Annotated in this window: 22 protein-coding genes and 1 pseudogene; 1 reads left to right on the top strand and 22 read right to left on the bottom strand. The window is 39.6% G+C overall.

Translation table 11 applies throughout. The annotated features are described in order from the left end of the window. Position 1: 1 nt before the first annotated feature. From D8872_RS05000 to D8872_RS05095, 18 genes are all read right to left on the bottom strand, one after another. Positions 2-502 (bottom strand): hypothetical protein, encoded by a 501-nt coding sequence (locus tag D8872_RS05000; RefSeq protein WP_125390176.1) that lies wholly within the window; start codon positions 500-502, stop codon positions 2-4. Between the two features lie 219 nt (positions 503-721). Continuing rightward, on the bottom strand, positions 722-1,369 hold the full coding sequence (locus tag D8872_RS05005) for an imm11 family protein (protein ID WP_061422405.1): 648 nt from the start codon (positions 1,367-1,369) through the stop codon (positions 722-724). Positions 1,370-1,516: 147 nt separating this feature from the next. Then, the gene (locus D8872_RS05010; RefSeq protein ID WP_125390177.1) at positions 1,517-2,086 is read right to left on the bottom strand and encodes an SMI1/KNR4 family protein; all 570 of its coding nucleotides are present in this window, start codon (positions 2,084-2,086) and stop codon (positions 1,517-1,519) included. Positions 2,087-2,147: 61 nt separating this feature from the next. Continuing rightward, the gene (locus D8872_RS05015) at positions 2,148-2,534 is read right to left on the bottom strand and encodes a Cdi1I family immunity protein (RefSeq protein WP_125390178.1); all 387 of its coding nucleotides are present in this window, start codon (positions 2,532-2,534) and stop codon (positions 2,148-2,150) included. Positions 2,535-2,648: 114 nt separating this feature from the next. Further along, positions 2,649-3,035, bottom strand: coding sequence for a barstar family protein (locus tag D8872_RS05020; protein WP_125390179.1), 387 nt, complete (start codon positions 3,033-3,035; stop codon positions 2,649-2,651). 86 nt (positions 3,036-3,121) lie between these two features. Next, positions 3,122-3,547: a PIM7 family immunity protein gene (locus tag D8872_RS05025; protein WP_125390180.1), complete on the bottom strand. Its 426-nt coding sequence runs from the start codon at positions 3,545-3,547 to the stop codon at positions 3,122-3,124. 10 nt (positions 3,548-3,557) lie between these two features. Beyond that, complete coding sequence (locus tag D8872_RS05030; RefSeq protein WP_125390181.1) at positions 3,558-3,740, bottom strand: hypothetical protein; 183 nt, start codon at positions 3,738-3,740, stop codon at positions 3,558-3,560. Between the two features lie 16 nt (positions 3,741-3,756). Beyond that, positions 3,757-4,074: an Imm40 family immunity protein gene (imm40, locus tag D8872_RS05035; RefSeq protein ID WP_125390182.1), complete on the bottom strand. Its 318-nt coding sequence runs from the start codon at positions 4,072-4,074 to the stop codon at positions 3,757-3,759. Positions 4,075-4,183: 109 nt separating this feature from the next. Then, positions 4,184-6,460 carry an RHS repeat-associated core domain-containing protein gene (locus D8872_RS05050; RefSeq protein WP_260471672.1) on the bottom strand — a complete coding sequence of 759 codons (2,277 nt, stop codon included), beginning with the start codon at positions 6,458-6,460 and terminating at the stop codon, positions 4,184-4,186. 227 nt (positions 6,461-6,687) lie between these two features. Then, on the bottom strand, positions 6,688-7,065 hold the full coding sequence (locus D8872_RS05055; RefSeq protein WP_125446141.1) for a hypothetical protein: 378 nt from the start codon (positions 7,063-7,065) through the stop codon (positions 6,688-6,690). 69 nt (positions 7,066-7,134) lie between these two features. Beyond that, the gene (locus D8872_RS05060) at positions 7,135-7,560 is read right to left on the bottom strand and encodes a hypothetical protein (protein ID WP_125390184.1); all 426 of its coding nucleotides are present in this window, start codon (positions 7,558-7,560) and stop codon (positions 7,135-7,137) included. After that, a complete protein-coding gene (locus tag D8872_RS05065) occupies positions 7,538-9,178 on the bottom strand; it encodes a hypothetical protein (RefSeq protein ID WP_223367642.1) in 1,641 nt (546 codons plus the stop codon). The genes D8872_RS05060 and D8872_RS05065 overlap by 23 nt, the downstream gene beginning before the upstream one ends. 329 nt (positions 9,179-9,507) lie before the next feature. Further along, entirely contained in the window at positions 9,508-10,047 is a 540-nt protein-coding gene (locus D8872_RS05070; RefSeq protein WP_125390185.1) for a T6SS immunity protein Tdi1 domain-containing protein, read from the bottom strand. A gap of 12 nt (positions 10,048-10,059) precedes the next feature. Continuing rightward, positions 10,060-10,536 carry a hypothetical protein gene (locus tag D8872_RS05075; RefSeq protein WP_125390186.1) on the bottom strand — a complete coding sequence of 159 codons (477 nt, stop codon included), beginning with the start codon at positions 10,534-10,536 and terminating at the stop codon, positions 10,060-10,062. A gap of 4 nt (positions 10,537-10,540) precedes the next feature. Continuing rightward, on the bottom strand, positions 10,541-12,280 hold the full coding sequence (locus D8872_RS05080) for a pre-toxin TG domain-containing protein (RefSeq protein ID WP_185761393.1): 1,740 nt from the start codon (positions 12,278-12,280) through the stop codon (positions 10,541-10,543). After that, complete coding sequence (locus D8872_RS05085; protein ID WP_125390188.1) at positions 12,270-12,929, bottom strand: DUF4176 domain-containing protein; 660 nt, start codon at positions 12,927-12,929, stop codon at positions 12,270-12,272. Before D8872_RS05085 ends, D8872_RS05080 begins: the two co-directional genes overlap by 11 nt. Next, on the bottom strand, positions 12,926-13,210 hold the full coding sequence (locus tag D8872_RS05090; protein WP_061422386.1) for a hypothetical protein: 285 nt from the start codon (positions 13,208-13,210) through the stop codon (positions 12,926-12,928). The genes D8872_RS05085 and D8872_RS05090 overlap by 4 nt, the downstream gene beginning before the upstream one ends. 11 nt (positions 13,211-13,221) lie before the next feature. Further along, positions 13,222-13,647, bottom strand: coding sequence for a hypothetical protein (locus D8872_RS05095; RefSeq protein ID WP_061422385.1), 426 nt, complete (start codon positions 13,645-13,647; stop codon positions 13,222-13,224). 288 nt (positions 13,648-13,935) lie between these two features. Between D8872_RS05095 and D8872_RS05100 the strand changes: the two are divergent. Beyond that, a pseudogene (locus tag D8872_RS05100) lies at positions 13,936-15,321 on the top strand (IS1182 family transposase). 91 nt (positions 15,322-15,412) lie between these two features. Here the strand turns inward: D8872_RS05100 and D8872_RS05105 are convergent. The 4 genes from D8872_RS05105 to D8872_RS11005 form a co-directional block, all read right to left on the bottom strand. Then, positions 15,413-16,813, bottom strand: coding sequence for an amino acid permease (locus D8872_RS05105; RefSeq protein WP_125390190.1), 1,401 nt, complete (start codon positions 16,811-16,813; stop codon positions 15,413-15,415). 130 nt (positions 16,814-16,943) lie between these two features. Then, positions 16,944-18,932 (bottom strand): ABC transporter permease, encoded by a 1,989-nt coding sequence (locus tag D8872_RS05110; RefSeq protein WP_125390191.1) that lies wholly within the window; start codon positions 18,930-18,932, stop codon positions 16,944-16,946. Continuing rightward, positions 18,925-19,692 carry an ABC transporter ATP-binding protein gene (locus D8872_RS05115; RefSeq protein WP_125390192.1) on the bottom strand — a complete coding sequence of 256 codons (768 nt, stop codon included), beginning with the start codon at positions 19,690-19,692 and terminating at the stop codon, positions 18,925-18,927. The genes D8872_RS05110 and D8872_RS05115 overlap by 8 nt, the downstream gene beginning before the upstream one ends. A 527-nt stretch (positions 19,693-20,219) precedes the next feature. Continuing rightward, positions 20,220-20,351: a hypothetical protein gene (locus tag D8872_RS11005; protein WP_005590956.1), complete on the bottom strand. Its 132-nt coding sequence runs from the start codon at positions 20,349-20,351 to the stop codon at positions 20,220-20,222. Positions 20,352-20,434: the final 83 nt, after the last annotated feature.

Below are 20,434 nucleotides of genomic sequence, written 5' to 3' on the forward strand. Positions count from 1 at the left end.
CCTACCTATTAGTAAAGTTAAAGTGTACAACTTGGTTTGTATCTAAATCAACAACTAATTCCCATATACCACTGCTTCTTCCATTAAATGTACCCTCCACTTCCCAACGCAAACCATTTGGTAAGTACTTATCTTTTACAGGGATTCCACCATCGATAATTTCTTGAATAATTAAATCTGTCCCAGCATTATCAACGAATGGCCTAGCTTTATCACCTATGTATTTGCCACGTTTAATAACATCATTTGCATGATTTTTGACTGTTTCCGTCATAGTTAATTCAGAAGCTTGTATATTTTTAGAAATAACATCATCACTTCTAGCTACATCTTTTGCCGTATCCGTGGTCTTATCCACCGCCTTGACCGCATCTGCCACATCATCGCCATGCTTAGATAGTTGTTCACTAGCTTCCTTGCTGAACTCCTTGCCAACTTTCTTGCCAGCTTGTTCTGCAGCTTCTTTCGCACCCTTAGCTACTTCATCACTATGCTTAGCCAACTGCTCACTAGCTTCTTTGCTGAACTCTTGTTGGGATCACAGACATGTTCCAATGTATTCTGTAAATGTGATTTTTTGATAATTATAAAGAGTAGAGTAATACTTCAAAATTTCATAAAAACACCCTGAAAGCTAGATTTTTTATTCTAACTTTTAGGGTGCAGGTCTCCTTTCTGTCAATGGACTTCTCCATTTTTGGAGTAGGAACCTAACTGACTATTATTCATATATACCATGTTTTTCTATATATTCTTGTTCCTCATTATCTTCAGCAACTCTATAGAATGCAAAACCAGTCCACTTATGTTTCATAACCATTTGACGAAATTTCTCTGATACATATATCACAGTAAAGTTTTTCGAAGCGCGAAAAACATCTACTCCTTGACACTTTAAGGAGTCTATTCTTTCTCCTTTGGGTTCGAAAAAATAAACATCGTATTTCTCATTATAACGGTATTTACTATTTTTCATATCAAATGCATCAATTACACAGAGAACATGTAAAACAAAATAATTTGTATTGATGCTTCCAGTAGCTACATCAATTAATTTTACAGGATAAAATTCTAAATTGGGGTATTCTTTTTTTAGTATTTTTACTACATTCTTTCTAAATATAGGCCATGAATCAATATTACCTAAGTAATCACTTTCCTCTGTCATCTCCAATGAATTATAATAGAATTCTACATTTGGCCACGACTCTACTTTCTTTTCAGAATATATTATTGTATGAAATCTACCTTTAGGATAATTTTCATATTCGATGTCATTGATATTATTACCATCCCCATAAATATAGCATTTCTTTTTTTCAATAACCTTATCTACAAGATCCATATCATATTTTAATTGATAAAACATTAGTCTAAACCTTTCCAATAATTCGAGTAAAGCATTTTTCCATCTTACATACCTAACATATATCAATAATCCTCTTCGTTAGCTCTAACAGTTATTAAGGGACTAAAATCACCTTTTTAATTTTAGAACCCATCCTAACAAACTTGCTCAATAAAAATTACTTGTCCAGAAAGGAACTTCTTTATATTTTTTTGAGTCAGATACAAGTCGCTTATGTCCGAATTCAACCTCAAAATAATCATACAAATCCAATCCATAATAGATAATATCTAAATCTACAACAGATAAAATGGGCATTTCCTTGTTTTCAAATATCGGGAGAAAACGATGCCCGTATAAAGGAATTAGAGGTGGAGCTGATTCTAGCATTTTTCTTATTTTCTTATTTTTATCTTCTACTCTATCAGGCTCTAGTCCCCAGGAAATCTCCCAAACTATTTCATCGATATTTTCCAAAATTCCATTATAAGGACTCGCTAATCTTTCTTTTATAGCTGCTATGTTTTCAACTGAAAAATCTCTCCAGTTATAAAAACGTTCTGAAACAGGCAGTATATTTTGATAAAATTCCAACCACTGCTGGGGAAATTTTACATTATATATTTTCTCAATTTTTCTTACTTCGTCATCGCTTAAGCCTTGCTCTATCTGGATATTATTCTCAAGCAATAGCTTTTTAATCTTAGCTATTTTCATTTTCAAATCATTTTGCTTCATATCTATTTTCAATACTCTATTTAGAAAATCTTAGGTAGACGTTATTATGCTTTCTACACCTTCAATATTCCTCATAAAAAACCTCGATATCTTTATCTGAAATACTCATATCAGACTCTAGTATAAAATTCTTTATATTTTTTATTTCCTTATTCGTTAGAGACTCAGCTTGAAACTCAATAATGAAGTCAACCTTATCTTCATTTCCTGAAATGATAATGATAGCATCTTCAATATATTCTCCCAAAAATATTCGTTTCAAATGCAGATATCCCGTTGCGGGAGTGGAGAAATATTCCTTCCAATTTATAGTCTCTGAATAGTCCATGTCTACATTCCTATAGAAAAAGTGAGAATGGTCTATTTGATGACTAGTATCCAATAATTTCAATAATCTATCTATCACAACTAACTCATTTATAGCTATTCTCAGTTCAATACCTAACATAATCTCATTCCTATATAAATAATTTAAAGATTGGGCTATTAGTCCGTGTCTTACTATGACTTCATCTCAGACTCTTTATATACTTGCACTTGTTCAAACTTCGATGAAGTGGCATTATTCAATGACATAAACATTAAATTTTTTTCTTCTACCACCAACTATGTATCTCTCAACACCTTCATCCCACCACAAAACAATGTCAGATAAAATCTCTAAAAAAACATTTTTAGAAACTTCATCATTGATAAAAAGATATTTTGCATTATTTATAAAAATATTAATGCTATCTGGGACTATACAGTCAGGACGCTCAAGACGATCAGCTAGTGCATCCCAATTACCATCTTGAAGATCATCAATATTAAAACCTTCCGCTAATATCTGTACAGCATCTTTTTCACTCTGTACTGTTTTTCCATCAATATGTAGATAAAAATAACCAGAGAATTTGAACATTAAATATATTTTCTCTAATTTTGTTATTCGTTTATATACATTCACCTTATTTCACCCTTATAAATTGTTCTCAATGCTTAGTTGTGTAGTACAAACTAGCTTCTCTTTCTTTGACTCTTAGAACAGTTTATCTATAAAACATCATTATCCTGCCAGAAGAAATGTGCATCCTTTAAATCAAGATGTTCTATCTGAATATCACGACAAACAATTGTCATTTGCAACAAACCAATATCAAATATACACTTCACAAAATCAGGATTCTCCTCATAAATTTGTAAAGAAATTTCTTGACCATGATGATGCAATTCTCCTCTAGTCATATTTTTAACGTATTGATCTTTTCTCCACTGAATATCTAAAGCATCATTGCTATACTCTACTTTTGCGCATACTAAAAACTTAACTTCCCAGTATTTTTCTTTGTTATGATAATCTTCTATGCACAAAGAAACCTCATCTCCAAAATAGGATATCTTTAAATCTAGTATTCCCATTTCCCAATAATCTATTGCTGCAATCTCTTTTTGTTTAGTTATTAAATTAAATAGTAACATAACTCTCTCCTTACCATTTATCCCAAGGAATATGTCCCGCAGGGCTTTTTACATCAACATTATTCCCATGAATATCTAACGGTTTCCCATTTTTATCATAAATGTGCATATGAGTATAATCTGTACCAACATTATCAGGTGGGTCAATACGCACTCTCATTTTCCCATTTTCCTTAATCTGTGTAGTAAACACTTCTATAACTTCCTTATTATTCTGAAACGGCTATTGCAAAATAAAAATTTTCTCCATTACTATTTGTATACTGTTTAATATAATTTTTGGCCATAGAAATCGACTTTAGTGAATCATTATCTTTATTTTTAGGAGAATAATACCAGCTATCATAAGTTAAATCAAATATATCACCTTGTCTTGAATACACATCTCCACCAAGAATAACAAACTTCTTTGATTCTATCCAGTCTATATATGCCAAAACATCTTTAAATGTATATGCATAATTTGTAACACCAAACTCTTCTAACGAACTACCTCTATTTTCAAAATTATATTTACTTAATTCCATATTGTTTAGCTCCTACTTTTTAGGTCTAAAGAACCTATGATTTACAGTATTATCAGGTTCAATTATATATTCGAATACTCCATCCTTACCTTTATAGGATCCCGGAATTTCAAGTTTTTTCCGTACAATACCGTCTCCACCTGTTATTGTTGATAATTTCCCTTCTGATCCAAATGATTCTACCGCTTCTGGAAATGAGTGTAGATCTCCTTGTTTCATTTGTTTTTTTTACCTTATCCGTAAATGTGATATCTTCTAAAGGATTTATCTTTATCCCGTCTTTAACATCATCTACTTTATCCACCACACGAGTAGCATCTTTAGCTTTATCAGCTGCCTTCGCAACTTTTGATGCATCATTGACCTTATCCAGTGCTTTTAAGCCTTTACCAGCTAATTTCCCACCCTTTAAAACTTTACTAATTCCAAAAGAGGCTAAACCAGCTGTTAACCATCCTGCTGCTTCTAAGCGACTAGCAGCTTCACCTGTTTCTGGATCTTTCCCTGTAGTTAAACGGTATATATCACTCACAAAGAAAAACTCTCCGAGTAAATAAGGTATTTTTTTAAAGCTATTTACTGTATTCTGCCAAACGAGTCTATTCCCTGCTTCGATTTCCTCTTTCGTGCGTGTGTCTGTTCCTACAACTGATTTGAAATCATAGCTTCTTGACAAAGTGGCAATCGCAGACATATCCCCAGAGTTTGCTTTTTGGATGAGTTGCTGTAATTCACTGGCTGTCAGTTTTTTCTTTCTAGCATCATCTTGAGCCTTAGTCGTTTTGGGATCACAGACATGTTTCAATGTGTTCTGTAAAGCTGGAGTCCAGTTACGGTCAAGATTGAGTCCTTCTCGGATCGTCGGTGAGGTATTGAGTCCAGTCGCTAAACCATATTCATAGCGAATCTGTTGGCGACGGCGTTGTTCAGCTTGGGCTCTTGCGTATGCTGCTTGTTGTTGTACATAAGCATATGAACTCTGTCCACCATAACTTCCACCTTGGTAAGTTGCCACATTTGGTCCAAAAGCTTGATAATAACTTGCTGGTGCTCGGAAGTTGCGGTCTGTTTGAATGCGACGATCCGTGTATTCACGTAGTGATACTGCACGGCCTAAAGCATCTTGCCCGACAATACTTTGTTGGTAGAAACGTTGTAGACGAGTATTGATCTTACGGCGTTTCGAGCCTCCGCCTCCACCTAACCAAACCATATTATGCCCACTCGGGTCGGTATAGTTAACGGGATTGTTCTGCACATAGCTATAGCGGTTCTGACTAAGAGGATCTGTGTCCTCACCTGGGTAGCTATCCCCGGTTAAGAAAGTACCTCCCTGACTATCATAATACCTTGCTCGTAAGTAGTCAAGTCCACTATCGTCACGAGCTTCGCCGTTATAGGCAAATGGCTGACCTGTCGTGTCTGTGCTTATCTTTCTTGCCCCATAGAGATGATAGCGACTGGATGCGACGGCTTGTCCATCCTTGGTCAAGCCTGTCACAGAGCCTGATTGGTTTGTCAAGTAGTTGTAGCTATCGCCTGTTTGGTTGTTGAGGTAGCTAGCTCGACCCTTGCCATAGCTATAGGTCTCACGAGCCTTGCCATCATGGTCATAGGTTTCGAGGACTTCTGTATGTTCACGATTGACATCATTGACATAGTTGCGTTCCTCGTAGTAGTTGTAGGTATCCTCTCGTGTGGTATAAGGGATGAGGACATCCTGAACTTGACTGGCATAGGTCACTTCTCCCTGACCCGGTAAGTTACCGAGTTCCGGTGGGTTGACGACGATTCCCTCCTTGGTCGCTCGGTCCTTAGCCACTTTCTGGTGGTAGGCTGTCGATACATCGTCAAAGATGCTGTGCCAGATGCTTCCTACTGTTTGCGGTAGGGTGGATAGGGCTTGTAGGACATTCTGAGTAAAGCCATACCAGAAGAGGGAGTTTTCTTCCCCACTCGGGGCTGTGTATGGTGATTTACGGCCTGACTTGGTATCCTTTGACTTACGTTGGAAGAGCTGATAGGTGTTCTTGCCTTCCTTGCGACTGGCAGTGAAGACACGGTTATCATCCCCGTCATAGAGCGCAGCCATGAGAAGCCCCTTCTTGTCCTTGATCGCAAGCAAGCGGTTTTCTGTATCGTAGATGTAGTCTAGCTTTTCTGAGTTCTTTTCAGAAGCGATGCGATTGCCATTCTTGTCGTAGGTATAGGTGATGGTACCATCTGGCCCTTCCAGTTTGGTCAAGCGGTTATGGTCATCATAGGTAAAGCGTGTCTGGCTCTCCTTACCATCGACTGTCTCGTTGCTAGTCAGTTTATTGCCCGCTAGGTCATAGGTGTAGGAGAGCTTAGAGAGTTCCTTACCAGATGCATCCGATACGGTCATGTTTTCCACTTGACCGAGAGTATCGTATGTGTAGGTATGGACTAGGGTTTCACCATCCTGCTTAATGGTTTCCTTGGCGATATAGCCACCATCGTCATACTCATAGCCGTAGCTGGAGATGAGCTTGTTCTGCTCGTCTACTGTGAAACTAGTATAAAATAAACTAGGGGAAAATTTCCCCTAGTTAGAAATTGAACTAAGTCACAAATTGTATTTGTGAAAGTGATTTATACTTTCTCAATTTTTACATCATTTTCAGATAGAATATCCACTAAATATTCTGTCGACATTATGAAATAGTGATGAAGCTTTTTATTAGCTACTTTTGCAGAAGCGACCAAATCATCAAACTCTGTATTCTCGACCTCATAGATATAGTTGGTCAGATAAAGTGGTCTGTTCTCTGCCAATCCTTGCTCCCAGTATTTATCTCTTAATTCTAAACTTTCCTGGACTGTTCGGAAAGCCCAGATCTTTGTAAAGGTAAATTTAAATTTTTCTGAATCTTCCAAGTAGGCAATTAAAGTATCCCCATCTATATTTATCTCAATACCATAGTCACCAAAAGGGATGAAGCCCGGTTGAATTTCCGTCCATTTTTCCATATCATTTCTCCAAGTTCTATTTTCTGATAATTGTACTAAAGTCATGTACTTGTTTGATTAGCAAATTTTCTAGTATTGGCTGATATCTAATTTCAAATTTGCAGAAACAAGAATCTCCACTACACTATCTTGAGTTATGATTATATAATGTCGTGAATGCAAAGTTCCTAAATCATAATATGATGTGTATTCCAGTTTTCTCACTAATTGACTATTCTTGACTTCGTAAATGACATTTTGGAAATTATTTTCTTCAAATTTTTTAAACATCTCTTTATCCAGAATTGCAGATAAATACAATTTCCTGCTAAAGAATCGTGCTTCATCATAATAAATACATGATAATTTAAAACGGTTTCGCTCTCCAAGCAGCCTAATTTCTTGACCATCTGACAAATTTGTCAACAAGACCTTTAGCCTATAGTTATCTACAGGAATCAAACCTTTAAAGACTTCTACCCATTCTTCATTTTTAGTCTCCATATCTAATTTCATATGAAACCCCTCCTTTTGATTGCCTTATTTGAAATTCCAGTGTTGGTCCTAAATCACTTGTACTTCCAGGTCTAACAACAACCTTTGTTCCATCATCTAAAGTACCCCTATACCCTTTACCAAATGAAGTATTAATTTCCGTTACATTTTCTAAGGGTAATGAATTGAAATCTTCAAGTGCTTTATTATAACCTCCATGTGATTTAAAGTTTTTTGTTCCACTTTTTCCTGAAATATCTTCCATTCCCGAAACAAATTTATCAGCAATTTCTTGACTAGTTAGAGCCCTTGTCCCGTCTTTGACATCATCTACTTTATCCACCACACGAGCAGCATCTGACGCCTTGTCCACCGCCTTTGCAGTATCCGTAGTCTTATCCACCGCCTTGACTGCATCTGCTACATCATAGCTATGCTTAGATAGTTGTTCACTAGCTTCCTTGCTGAACTCTCGGCCGACCTTCCGGCCGCTCTGCTCGCTTGCATCGCCATAAAGATCCCGAAGTATACTCTGATACTCCGCACTCTCACCCGTACTCTGGTAGAGTCGAGCTGTATGCTTGCCAATGTCCTCTCCATAGCGGAAATTATCCAACCCCGCAAAGGCGAACTTCTTGTAACTAAAGTCATCCCAAAGATTCCCCAAACGGCTTCTAAAGAAGTCCTTGGTCGCACCATAGCTCTCCCGTGCTAGTGTGCTCAGATAGTTGTCAGACAACATCGTACGAGCTTGTTTTAAATAAGATAGGCCCTTTTCAATCTTGGGCACCTGTGACAATCGGCTTACCAACTTGCTCTTGCCGGCTATCTTGGCTAACTTAGCCGGACCAATAAATGAAACGATCTCACTGATGATTTCTCCCGCAGCCTGTCCACTTTCATAACCCGAAAACTGTCCAGCTAGTTCGATTTTATCACGAATCGGTTGCTGTTTCAAATCTTTGGCATGACGGGCATCATGTAGAATCGACCCCATGAGACTACCATTACGAGTACTGTCGTCTAAGGCATTAATCAAATCATTCACTTCTGGAATCATTGTGACTAATCCATAAGCAGTCCCAAGCGTATTTAGTAAGACTTCACCAAGAGCATTCTTCCCACCTTCTAGATCATCCTTCATCCACTGCGGAGTTTCTTTCCCCATGAGAGAATTATAACCAAACGCCAGACCCTCGTGGGTGTATTGGGCAAGATCAACACCAAATTCTACAGCTCCAAATGTTGCATCACCTAAAATGCCAAAGGCTGCATCCCCAAAACCTTTGATGTAGGCCCAGTTCGGATCATCCTTCATCCATTCAGTCATTCCGTCTAAACTATCAGAGAGGCCCTTACGCCAATCTCGCAACGTGGCCTGAATTGGATGGTGAAGACGCCAATCCTTTTCTATCCTCTCCTTTTCCTTGTCTTCCAATTCCTTGGCTTTTTGTGCCTCTAGCTCGGCTTTCTGGACACTCTCATCTATCTGATCATCTATCTCCTTGACCTTATCCGCCATGGGGGAAAGATTGTTCACTACTTGGCTGATAATAGGATCGCTATAGTCTAGCCCATTTGTCTGCTGCAGTTGACCCAGCAATTCTTGCAGATATTGGAGACTAGTCTCCGTTGCCAATGCGGTGCTTTAGTTATTTGATCTAATAAAAGAGCTAACATTTCTATTATTGATGCATTTATATATATTGAACAGTCATTTCTTAGGTGCCTCTATTCTGAATGAAAGATTAGGCCATTTGAATCTTTATCATGTTAGATAAAGATGATGATAACTCCCTATCTAAAAAGGCCAGCAAAGCTGACCATTTGAATTATTTTATAGTATTATCTATGTAGCATTGTTAAAAAAACATGAAATGTCTGCAATCACCTTCAGACAAAAAAACAAAAGTTAGACAGAAAAATCTAACTTTTGGGGTGAGGTTCAATAGGGTGGTGATATCATTATCAATCATCCATTACTCCGCCTGTCAGCTGGTACATGAGGTAAATGTGCTCCAAGACTTTTACCTTATCCATATGATCCACATCTTTTACGCCTCCCAAGGCCAGTAAAGGAACAAAACCGAAACATTGGTTGTAAGACAGGGCACCATGTTTTGACACAGCTTGTCTATATAAATCAAGTTCAAAGTTATCAGTCACATATGAATTATCTAAATACTTAAGAAAATATTTTAAGCTTTTTATAATAATGTCGCAGTCTTGAAGATTATATTTCACAATGCCCACAAAATCATTTTTCTCCCAAGTAATAACATCTCCAAAAGCTGTTACAAACATGGGAAAAGCGATGTCTCCTCTGAAATAACTATCTTGGAGAAGCTCAAGATAGTCATCTGGATTAATGACTTTTAGATAACCATCAAAAAAGGTTCCCAGACCATCCTCCTGCCAAATTTGAACTAACTCAGCTGGGACTTGTTCCTTATACTTTTCAATCACTTCTTGGGGCATATCTGCCACTTTTACAAAATTTTCTAACATTTTTCTAAAAAATTAACCCTCTGCGGCAATTTTCAGAAAAGCCTGCTTGAAGTCTTCGTACATCTCAAAAGCAATTCTCATGACATTTTCAAAGTCATCATAATTGGCAATCACTGGATCCATGATTCTATAGTCCGGAGAGATGAGCCTCCTAGAAAACTCCATCAGTGGGGTCCCAAGTATAACTTTGTTTTGAGAGTCCCTAACAACCCATATCAATTCTACTAATCCTTTAAAGATACTAATATGGAAGCCAAAAGTATACCCATCTTCTTTAACAGGCTCAATATAAAAGAATTTTTCACGTCCATCAAATTTAGCTATATACCCTAAATCTTCAAAAACGTCAAATACCAACTCGCCTGTAATGATATTTAAGCGTTTTTCTTCAGGCGTTCTATCTAAGCTAAATTTATCCGAAAGCTCCTTATACCGCTCCACAAAATTTATAGCTTGCAAAGCCCCTTCAACTCTGCTGTCTAATTTCATCTGTCTACTCCTTTGTAAATCTTAGTTCAACACCGTATTCTTTGGCAATTTCCTTAAACTTTTCAATATCTGGTAAATGTTTATTACTGTCTGGTATTTCCAATATATGTTTACCCTCTAGTTTTAAACCATCAATTTCTGGATATTTATTTGAACGAATTATTTCACCAACCGAGTATTTATTCTGAAGTTCCTGTAAATACCCTCTAAAGGTTTCTTCTTGAATCTTATCCAAATCGGTCGCCTTGCGAGATATAATTTCTCCCGCAGTTGGGTCATATGAATCTAAGCGTTTTCCGTTTTCCAAATTCACTTCGTGATGTGGATATATCTTTCGCTCCTGGACAGTTTCATTAAAACGATTACCTCGTGCTATTGGAGAGTTTTGAGTAAAGAAATCACTATCTTGTTTCCAAGTGAGACGATCGCTTACTCGCCTACCTCGGTTGGTGTTCCGAACAACATATTCCTGATACCGTTCTTCCAGTTCCGCATTCTTAAAGACACCGTCTCCATCAAGCAATTCTTCCACAGCTTCTTTGCTGAATTCCTTGCCAACTTTCTTACCAGCTTGTTCTGCAGCCTCTTTAGCACCCTTAGCTACATCATCTACCTTGTCAGCTGTCTTTGCGATTTTCCCTAACTTACCCGCTTTGCCAGCTTTGAGGAAGGGTAATATATCTAAGGCGAGCCATAAACCTGCTTCTAAGCGACTGGTCTCCTCACCCGTAACTGGATCAATCCCTGTAATCAAGCGGTAAACGTCATAGATTCCAAAAATTTCGCCTAAAATATGTTGGCCAGTTGTGAGGGTCCTATCCCAAACTTCTTGATTTAACCGAGCTAATTCAGCTTGAGAACGATAAGGCACGGTCCTCTCCATCGTCTTATCATAGCGATAACTCTTAGAAAGCTCACTAATAGCCTGAAGATCGCCTTTGTTAGCTTTCTCAATCAAGTCTTTGGTCTTCGCATCCAGCTTATATGGTTGCATGGAAGCCTGAACAGGACGCTTACTGTAATAGGAATCTACCAAGGAACGAGCTAGTTTCTGCTGAAGCATGACTCTATAATTGGACTGGTGACTAAGTAGCTGGTATTGCGTTACAGATAAAGCAAAGTTTTGATTCGTATAAAGTGCCCTGGCCTTTTCAGTCGCATACTGCGGCCCCTGAACAGATCTCAGTACTCCAAGTTGGGCATTCTGTTGCGAGATAATACTGGAAAAAGTCTCTGGTCTAGGCAAATCATTGAAAGCTGACATCTTATCCGTTGTATCCGTCAAAATTTGCTTAGCCGCACTCAGATTACTGGATATATCCGAGGTTGAAGACGCATCCAGTGTGATTAAGTCTGATATCCTTGAATAAGTTCCAGATATACTCTGCCGAATAGTGGCCAAGCCCTGACTAATCCATGGAAAGATAGTGCCCAACTCTGCCAGATAGTCCGTATCAATCACTGCATCCTGAGCACTCTCTCCCACCTCCGACTGAAAGGTGCTAATCAATGCCTCGTAGTCAGCTGACATAATCTCCAAAGCTGTCAGATAATGCGTCATCATAGGCATCTGGTGGTTCTTAACTTTAGCATCAATAGCTGTCTTGACATCTCCCTGCAGTGCCTGACTCTCTACAATCTGATTCAATTTTGAGCGGGCTAATTCAACCTGCCCCCGCATCAGCTTGATTGAAGTAGCCAATTTGGTCTTGTTACTCTGCACTTCATTCATATCAATCTTCATTGGCAACCTCCACATCATAAATGGTAGAGTAGACAGATCCCTTGAAATAGAACTCTCTCAACTCCTTATCGCAATGCTGGCTGTCTTTTGCATCACTGTAACCTTCGGAAATCACCCGCTTGATAAAGAGATTACTGATGTAGAGAGGCAATGTATCAAAACGCATACCGTAAGGATAGACATGTCCTGCGTAATCAATGTATGACTGAGAATCCAATTGCAGTCGACGACCAGATAGAACTGCATAAAAATCCATCTCCTCCGAAGCAAACTGCTCAACCAACTCGGTCGGAAGCAGCTCCTTATCCAGCTCCACAATCGTTCCCAATGGGTAGATCTTACTGAAGGCCAAATCAACTAAAGCAAAAAAGCGAATAAACACAGAAAAGGATACACGATAGGAGGTCTCAATCCGCTCAATCTCAACTTCTTCCTGATGATAATGAAAACTGAATAGAAGCGGAGCCCCAATCAATGGCTTGTACCTGCATTTGGACTCTCCTTTCAGAAAAGCAATATAGCAGGAGCGCAACACTTTGGGATGACCCGCTAAGGTCATGCCAATCGTGCGTAAATGTTGGTGTTCTGCTTCACACAGACTCAGCTCCTCTAATCCCTGCTCGAATATATACAACTGCAATTCGTTCATTTCTTCCCCCTCGAACTTTGAATATTGGATGCTTCCGTATGATCATCAGCAACTTTATTCTGTGCTGCACGGTTCATATTTACCACATCCGTACTGGTAAAAGTCCGCAAACTACTTAATGAACTGTTTAATAGCGTAATATAGTCATTAAAATTCACAAAAGGGGTTAAGTCTGAGTTGTTAAATTCCAGCGGAGTCATATCAAAAATAGAGGATACATAAGTTTCAGCAGATTTAGTAGTACTTTCCCATACTGACAAATCAACTTTTGTTTCTGACATTTAATTTCCTCCTACGAATAGCTGAGAGCTATGGAGTAGTAACTATCTGCTTCTGTAAAGGCCATCGAACTCTTTCTTAGTAAACTATCTGCTTCATCTTGAAGTTCCTTAATTTTACTACTAATCTCACCTTTATTTGAAGTTTGTTTAGACTGGTAGGTCATTAGATTTTGTTTAGCATGGGTGCATTTCTCTAAAAATCTACCCTTTACACTTCCTCTAAAACGAGACCCATCTACCTTCTCCAGTCGAGAAAAATCATTGCTCAGTAGTGAATTGATATTTTCAATTTGTTGGTCTAACTCACGATTTGCCTGCTCTAAGCGCTCAATCTTAGCAAGTAGCTCTTGACGTTGAGCTTGCAGATTGTTGCCTTTCTTTATACTTGTCTGATATTTTTCCATATAAAAATTGGCCAGTTGAGGATTTGACTTCATAAAATCTGACAATTCCTTCCGTTTTTATATCATTGTCACTATCCACATTCTACCATATTTTATTACTGATTTCTAGAAAATATAGATGAATATTGACAGAGAAGAAATTGCAAAATTATCATATTACTGCTCTTATGTCCTCATAGCAGATTCGGATCATATTCAAAAAAGAAACTCTTCACAGAGTTTCTCAGATTGAAGACAAAGTCCTTAGAACTCAAGTTTCTAAGGGCTTTTCTTTTTGTAAAGTCGTATAATAAAGGTAAGAAGAATTGTGAGGTGTTCCCTATGTTTCACAAAGAAAAACCAGATTATCATCGCTGCCAATATGGCTTCTATACGATCGACGAATTGGTCCCAGAGGATCACTTTCTTCGCCAAGTGGAATCAGAGGTTGATTTTGACTTTATCTATGACTTAGTTGAAGATACCTATAGCCCCGATCAGGGTCGTCCTAGTCTAGATCCCGTCATGTTAGTCAAAATCCCTTTAATTCAATGTTTTTATGNCATTCGCTCCATGCGCCAAACGATTAAAGACATTGAAGTAAACGTCGCTTATCGTTGGTTTCTTGGGCTAAGCTTGGATGACAAGGTGCCCCATTTTACTACATATGGAAAGAATTACAGTCGTCGCTTTCAAGATAAAGCACTGATTGCTGAGATATTTTCACAAGTACTCCATCAAGCTTTATGTGCTGGTTTAATTGATCCTTCTGAAATATTTGTGGATGGTACCCATATCAAAGCGGCAGCTAACCGTCACAAGTATCATAAGGAAATGGTTGCCCAACAAGCTAAATTTATGAGTGAGCAATTGGCAGTTGAGATTGATTTAGATAGGAGAAAACACGAAAAAAAGTCCTTAAAGCCCGCAAAAGAAAGCGAGGCTAAAGAAAAGAAAATCTCAAGGACAGATCCTGAGAGTGGTTGGTTCCACAAGGGGGAACACAAGGAAGTATTTGCCTATTCTGCCCAAGTAGCTTGTGATAAGAATGGCTGGGCCTTAGCTTATAGTGTTGAAGCAGGAAATGTTCATGATAGTCAGGCTTTCCCTGCCCTTTTTTCAAAGTTAGAAGCTTTCTCCCCACGCTACATTATTGCGGACTCAGGCTATAAGACCCCAGCTATTGCCCATTATTTATTACAGCGAAACATTATCCCCGTCTTCCCTTATACCCACCCCAAGGGAGTAAAGGGGAACTTAAGACCCGGTGATTTTGTTTATGATGCCTTCTATGACTGTTACCTCTGTCCAGAGAACCAAGTATTGGCCTATTGCACGACGACTCGAGAAGGCTACCGTGAGTATAAGAGTCATCCAAAAGTATGTGTTTCCTGTCCCCTATTATCCGTTTGTACTCGAAGCCAGAATCAACAGAAAGTCATCACAAGACATGTATGAAAGGACGCGCTTGAATTTTGTGAAGAGATTCGCCACCAAAAAGGGATGAAGGAGCTCTATAAGAAACGCAAAGAAACTATTGAGCGGCTCTTTGGGACAGCCAAAGAATACCACAATCTCCGTTATACAAGAGAGAAAGGCAAGTCCAAGATAGAAGATAAGATTGGGCTTACTTTGGCGTGTTTGAATCTCAAAAAACTAGTAAAAATGAGGGTGGGCAAGCCTTTTTATTTTGTTCTAAATCCGATTTTTGGATGGAATAGCAGATGATGAGACAAAATATTTTTGAAAATACAAAAAGACAAACGCCAAAAATGACGTTTGTCTACGTTCTGAGAAACTCTTCACAGAGTTTCTTGCATTATCTTTCTTTCACTTCTATTTCCGAATGACGATAGCCGTAGCCAAAGTAAATCAAAATTCCCAAAAGCAGGGCGATGCCAAAGGCCAACCAAGTATCCCACGTGTACTGAGTCATAAAGGAAAGGCAGATGATAATAGATAAAATCGGAGTTAGAGGCACTAGCGGAGTTTTAAACTCTCCTGCCTTGGGCTGCCCCTTTTCCTTCCGCAACTTCAAAATGGCAAAGGCCAGCATAATCAGATAGGTCAATGTACAGATATTGAGGAAAGAGGCGATGCTAGCAAGAGGAAAGATACCCGCACAAATAGCTGAGGCAATCCCCACTAAGATAGTAGCATTTTGAGGCACGCGACTAGTAGCAGTTAATTCCTTGAAAGACCGCGGTAAAAGTCCGTCACGCGCTATACTGTAAATCATCCGAGACAAGGCATAGGTCATGGAGATGCAGACCGTGATCAGGGTCAAAATCGCTACGATAGAAACATAATTGGCAGCCCAATCTAGTCCAATACTGCGAAGTGAAAAGGCTACTGCATCTGGGACATTTAGCTTGGTATAGTGGACCAAGCCTGTCAAGACCAAGGTTACTAAGATATAGAGGATGGTCACAATCCCAAGGGAAAGGACAATGCCGCGTGGCACATTTTTTTGCGGTTCTTTGATCTCATCCACAGACATAGAAATCGACTCAAAGCCCAGAAAAGCAAAGAACATCAGAGAAGCTCCAGCCATAATCCCCGTCTGACCGCCATAGATCTGACCAAAACCGAAAGGTGCAAAGTTGGACCAATTCTCAGGTCGAAGATGGAAAAGCCCAACGAGAATAAAGAGAGCCAAAGCTGAGAATTTGAGGACGACCAAGACTGAATTAAAGCGCAGGGCTGCTTTTGAATTCAGAAGTACCACGCCTGTCACAAAGACCAAAACCAGAATAGGCAACAAATCCACATAAGTCCCTGCTTTTGGATTGAATGTGCCATTCAAGGCTGTCGGTAGCTGGATATGAAAGCCGCTCAAAAGCCCTTTCAAATAAGAACCCCAGCCAGAAGCTACACCTGATATAGCTGTCATAAATTCCATGATGGTCAGCCAACCAGCCAGCCAAGCCGGAAATTCTCCTAAAACAGCATAAATATAGCTGTAAGCTCCGCCATTAGCTGGAACTCGAGAGGCAAACTCTGCATAAAATAGGGCAGAGATGCTGACACACAGGGCAGAAATCACGATCGACACAATCAGAGCTGGGCCTGCATAAGTCGCCGCCCCAATTCCTGTAACCGTGAAAATCCCTGTACCAACCATGGCACCGATCCCTAAAAGAATCAAATCCATCAGTTTCAGGTGCCGCCGCATTCCCGTCCTGTTTTTACTGGCATCTTTTTTTCGAAAAATATTCATAAAATCTCCCTCCAAAGCATAGATGGTTTATTATATCATAGATTATTAGATTTACCAAAGTCTCTTTTTAAATGTTCCTTTTGCATTGGGAAAAGAAAAGCAAAAAAAGAAGCTGGAAAAACCCAACTTCTTACATAGAAACAATTTTACGATAACTGCGGGAAGTAATCATGAAGACAATCACATAGCTGATAAAGAAGATTGCACAGACACCCAGTGTCACAGCCAGCATGAGAGCTGAGTTAAGAACACCAAGAGCAGACAAGATCAAGCTCAGCATATGATAGGCAAAGGTCAGATGGATAAAGGCAAAGGCCAGTGGCAGGAAGAAAACAATCAAGATCTGTTTCCGAATGGTTTGTTTGATTTGCTTCTCATCCAGACCGACCTTTTGTAGAATCACAAAGCGATCCCGATCCTCGTACCCTTCTGAAATCTGCTTGTAGTAGATGATGAGGATGGTTCCCAGCATAAAGACGATTGATAGGAAGATGCCAATGAAGAACATGCCACCCAGCATGCCTTTGATTTCTTGCTTATCAAAAGCTGTTACCGAACCATAGACCGCTTGATTTTCAGGCAAGGTCTGATTAAACTGATGCAATTTTTCTTGGTAAGCATCCCTCAGATTGCGCTGTTCTTCCGTTGACAGCTTTGTATCAAGCCAGCCATAATAATTAAGGTTTACAGCATATTTATCCGTCATTGCAGAGAAGATTTGGTCAGGATTTTTAAGAACCATGTAGATTTTCTCTGGGACGATCATGTTCATCTGATCAGGTAAATGACCAAAGATAAAGTCTTCTTTGAGTTCCTCTTTGATTTTAAAGGTCTGACCAGCCAGCTGCAAGTCTTGCTTGGGATCCAGTTTCACTCCTTGCTGGTAGAGTGCCACCTCGTCATCCCCAAGATTCAGAGTTTTCCCTGTCATATTCTGATAATCCGCTTCTGAAATAGCCAAAATATACGTTTTCGGTGTGACAAATTTTTGAGCGGCAGCGTTGATATCGAGCTGGTTGCCAGCACGACTTGTCACTCCCATCGTATAGTATGGATAGACACCTTTCTTTGTGACTGGTAACTGCTGCTCATTCACAAACTCTGTCAGCACTTGGTCCATCTGCTCACCTGTGGTTCCTTTTCCTTGAATGCTAAAATCATGAGGAAACATAGCCTTTTGCATGTAGTCACCGCCAGCATAGATATTAGCTCCGCCAGATAAGGTTACCAAAACCATGGTTGATAGGATGGCAATTGTTGCCAAGCCCACCGCATTTTTCTTCATGCGGAAAATCAGGTTGGAAACGGAAATCATGTTATTAGGTTGGTAATAATAGGACTTCTTCTTTTTCAAAAATTGCAGAAAGACTGTAATTCCAGCATTAAAGAGCAGATAGGTGCCTAGAATCACAAAGAGCACTGCGACAAAGAAGGTAAAGACTGCTGACAAGGGATTGGTCACTCCTAGTGCAAGGAAGTAACCGTATGCCAAGGCTGCCAGTCCAAGTAGCGTTTGTAGGAATAAAAAGCGACTTTTCTTTTCTCCGCTATTCTTTTCTTTGACCAATTGCAACGCATCAAGCTTTCTCAGGCGCAGACCATTGCTAATCATCAAGCAGAAAAAGACAAAGGCGTAGAAAACGGCAACCGCGATAACTACAGCAGGCTGAAAAGTTGACACCAAGACGACCTTTATCGCCATGATTTTCAGCAAGAGAGCATAGATCAACTGGTCAAATAAGAGTCCAATCCCTAGTCCAAGGATAAGAGTGACCAGACCAAATACCAGTAATTCAATTACCACCATGACAAAGAGGTGGAATTTATTGAGCCCTAACACACTGTAGAGCCCCAGCTCTTTGGAGCGATTCTTGAAAACAAAGCTATTAGCATAAAAGACGATAATGCTGGTCGTGATGCTGACAATCACCATCCCAAAAGATAGCACCAGAGAAACGGCGCTTGCCCCCGTCATTTTTACTAAATTAGGATTAAAGGTCAGAGAGAAAAAGATGTAGGAGATGGCGATAGCCAGACAGGTCGCCAGAGCGAAAGGATAATAAAGCTTACGATTTTTGATTAAGTTAGAAAGCGCAAGCTTACTAGTTAATCTAAGCATGAGCTTCCACCTCACTTGCCATAACTGTCAGAGTATCGGAAATTTCTTGGAACATCTGCCGCTCGGTCTTGTTACCGCGGAAGATTTGATTGTAGAGAATCCCGTCCTTGATAAAGAGCACCCGCTTGGCGCGGCTAGCCGCTGAAGTCGAGTGAGTTACCATGAGAATGGTCTGGCCGCGATCATTGATGTCGTCAAAGACATCCAAGAGAGCCGCCGAAGACTTAGAATCCAGCGCTCCTGTTGGCTCATCCGCCAACAAGATCTCAGGCTCAGTGATAATAGCGCGGGCTACCGCCACCCGCTGCTTTTGACCACCAGAAATTTCATATGGAAACTTCTCTTGCAGCTTGTTAATCCCCAACTCATTGCAGGTGGCAACCAGCTTTTGCATCATCTCAGTAATAGGACGACGAGAGAGGACTAGCGGCAGCAGGATATTATCCTTGACCGACAGAGTATCCAACAGATTGAAATCCTGAAAGACAAAGCCTAATTTTTCTCGGCGGAAGCTGGAAGCCTGGCTGTTTTTGATGGTTGCTGTGTCAGTTCCGTTGAGAAAGACGCGGCCCTCAGTCGGCTTGTCCAGCATAGCTAGGATGTTGAGCAGGGTGGATTTCCCAGAGCCTGACTCACCCATAATGGCTACATACTCGCCTTTTTCCACTGTAAAGTGAACGTCCTTTAGCGCCTCTACTTGGCTGCCCTGAAAGCGAGTCTTATAAATCTTTTTCACGTGTTGTACATCTAATAATGTCATACTTAAACCTCTTTTTTTTATTTATGTGTAAAATGGTTATTTAGATTATCTTTCAATGCTTTATTAGCTAGCTCTGCTCTACTATTGCCTGAGCCGCTGCCCCTACTGAAAGCAAGCTAAAAACGATACTATTATCATACCGAAAAGCCCGATAAGTTTCCATAAGCTAATCTTTCATTTTGAACTCTAATCTTACATTTTTGTCACTTAGCGATTTTCCAATTATGGAAATACCTGACTTCTATTAGAGGGAAAGGGCTGTATGATTTGGGCTGCTTTCCCAGTTTGCCTCCCTAAACTTTCAATTCTATTTGAGCAGAAAGGCGGTGAGGCTGGGACAAAAGTCCTAGCCTCTCAATTGTCTTTGGATTGTCGAGTAAGACGCAGTGGTTGAGTGGGCTCTACTACGCTGATTTCATCAGCTTTTACAGCTCTACTCAACTGTGCGGAGGTGGGACGACGAAATCGAATTCTAACGAATTACCGATTTCTGTCCCACTCTCCAGCCCCTTCACTGCATCTGCTTCTTAATGACTATATTGTAACCAGAAATAATACTGGCTTGATGCACAGCCCAGTCTGGTTTTTTCGATTTCTTCCTTAGAAATCTTTTGCGCCATTTGTGTTTTTTGTTTATGGTTGAAGAGATTTGTTTTCATAGCGGGCCTCCTTTTATTTGGATATTATTTTTGATTTGTTTTTCCTTACACCTATATGATATAAAATTCCACGTCCCACTACC

The sequence above is a fragment of the Streptococcus cristatus genome (assembly GCF_003943815.1).
In the GTDB taxonomy this organism is placed as follows: Bacteria; Bacillota; Bacilli; order Lactobacillales; family Streptococcaceae; genus Streptococcus; species Streptococcus cristatus_F.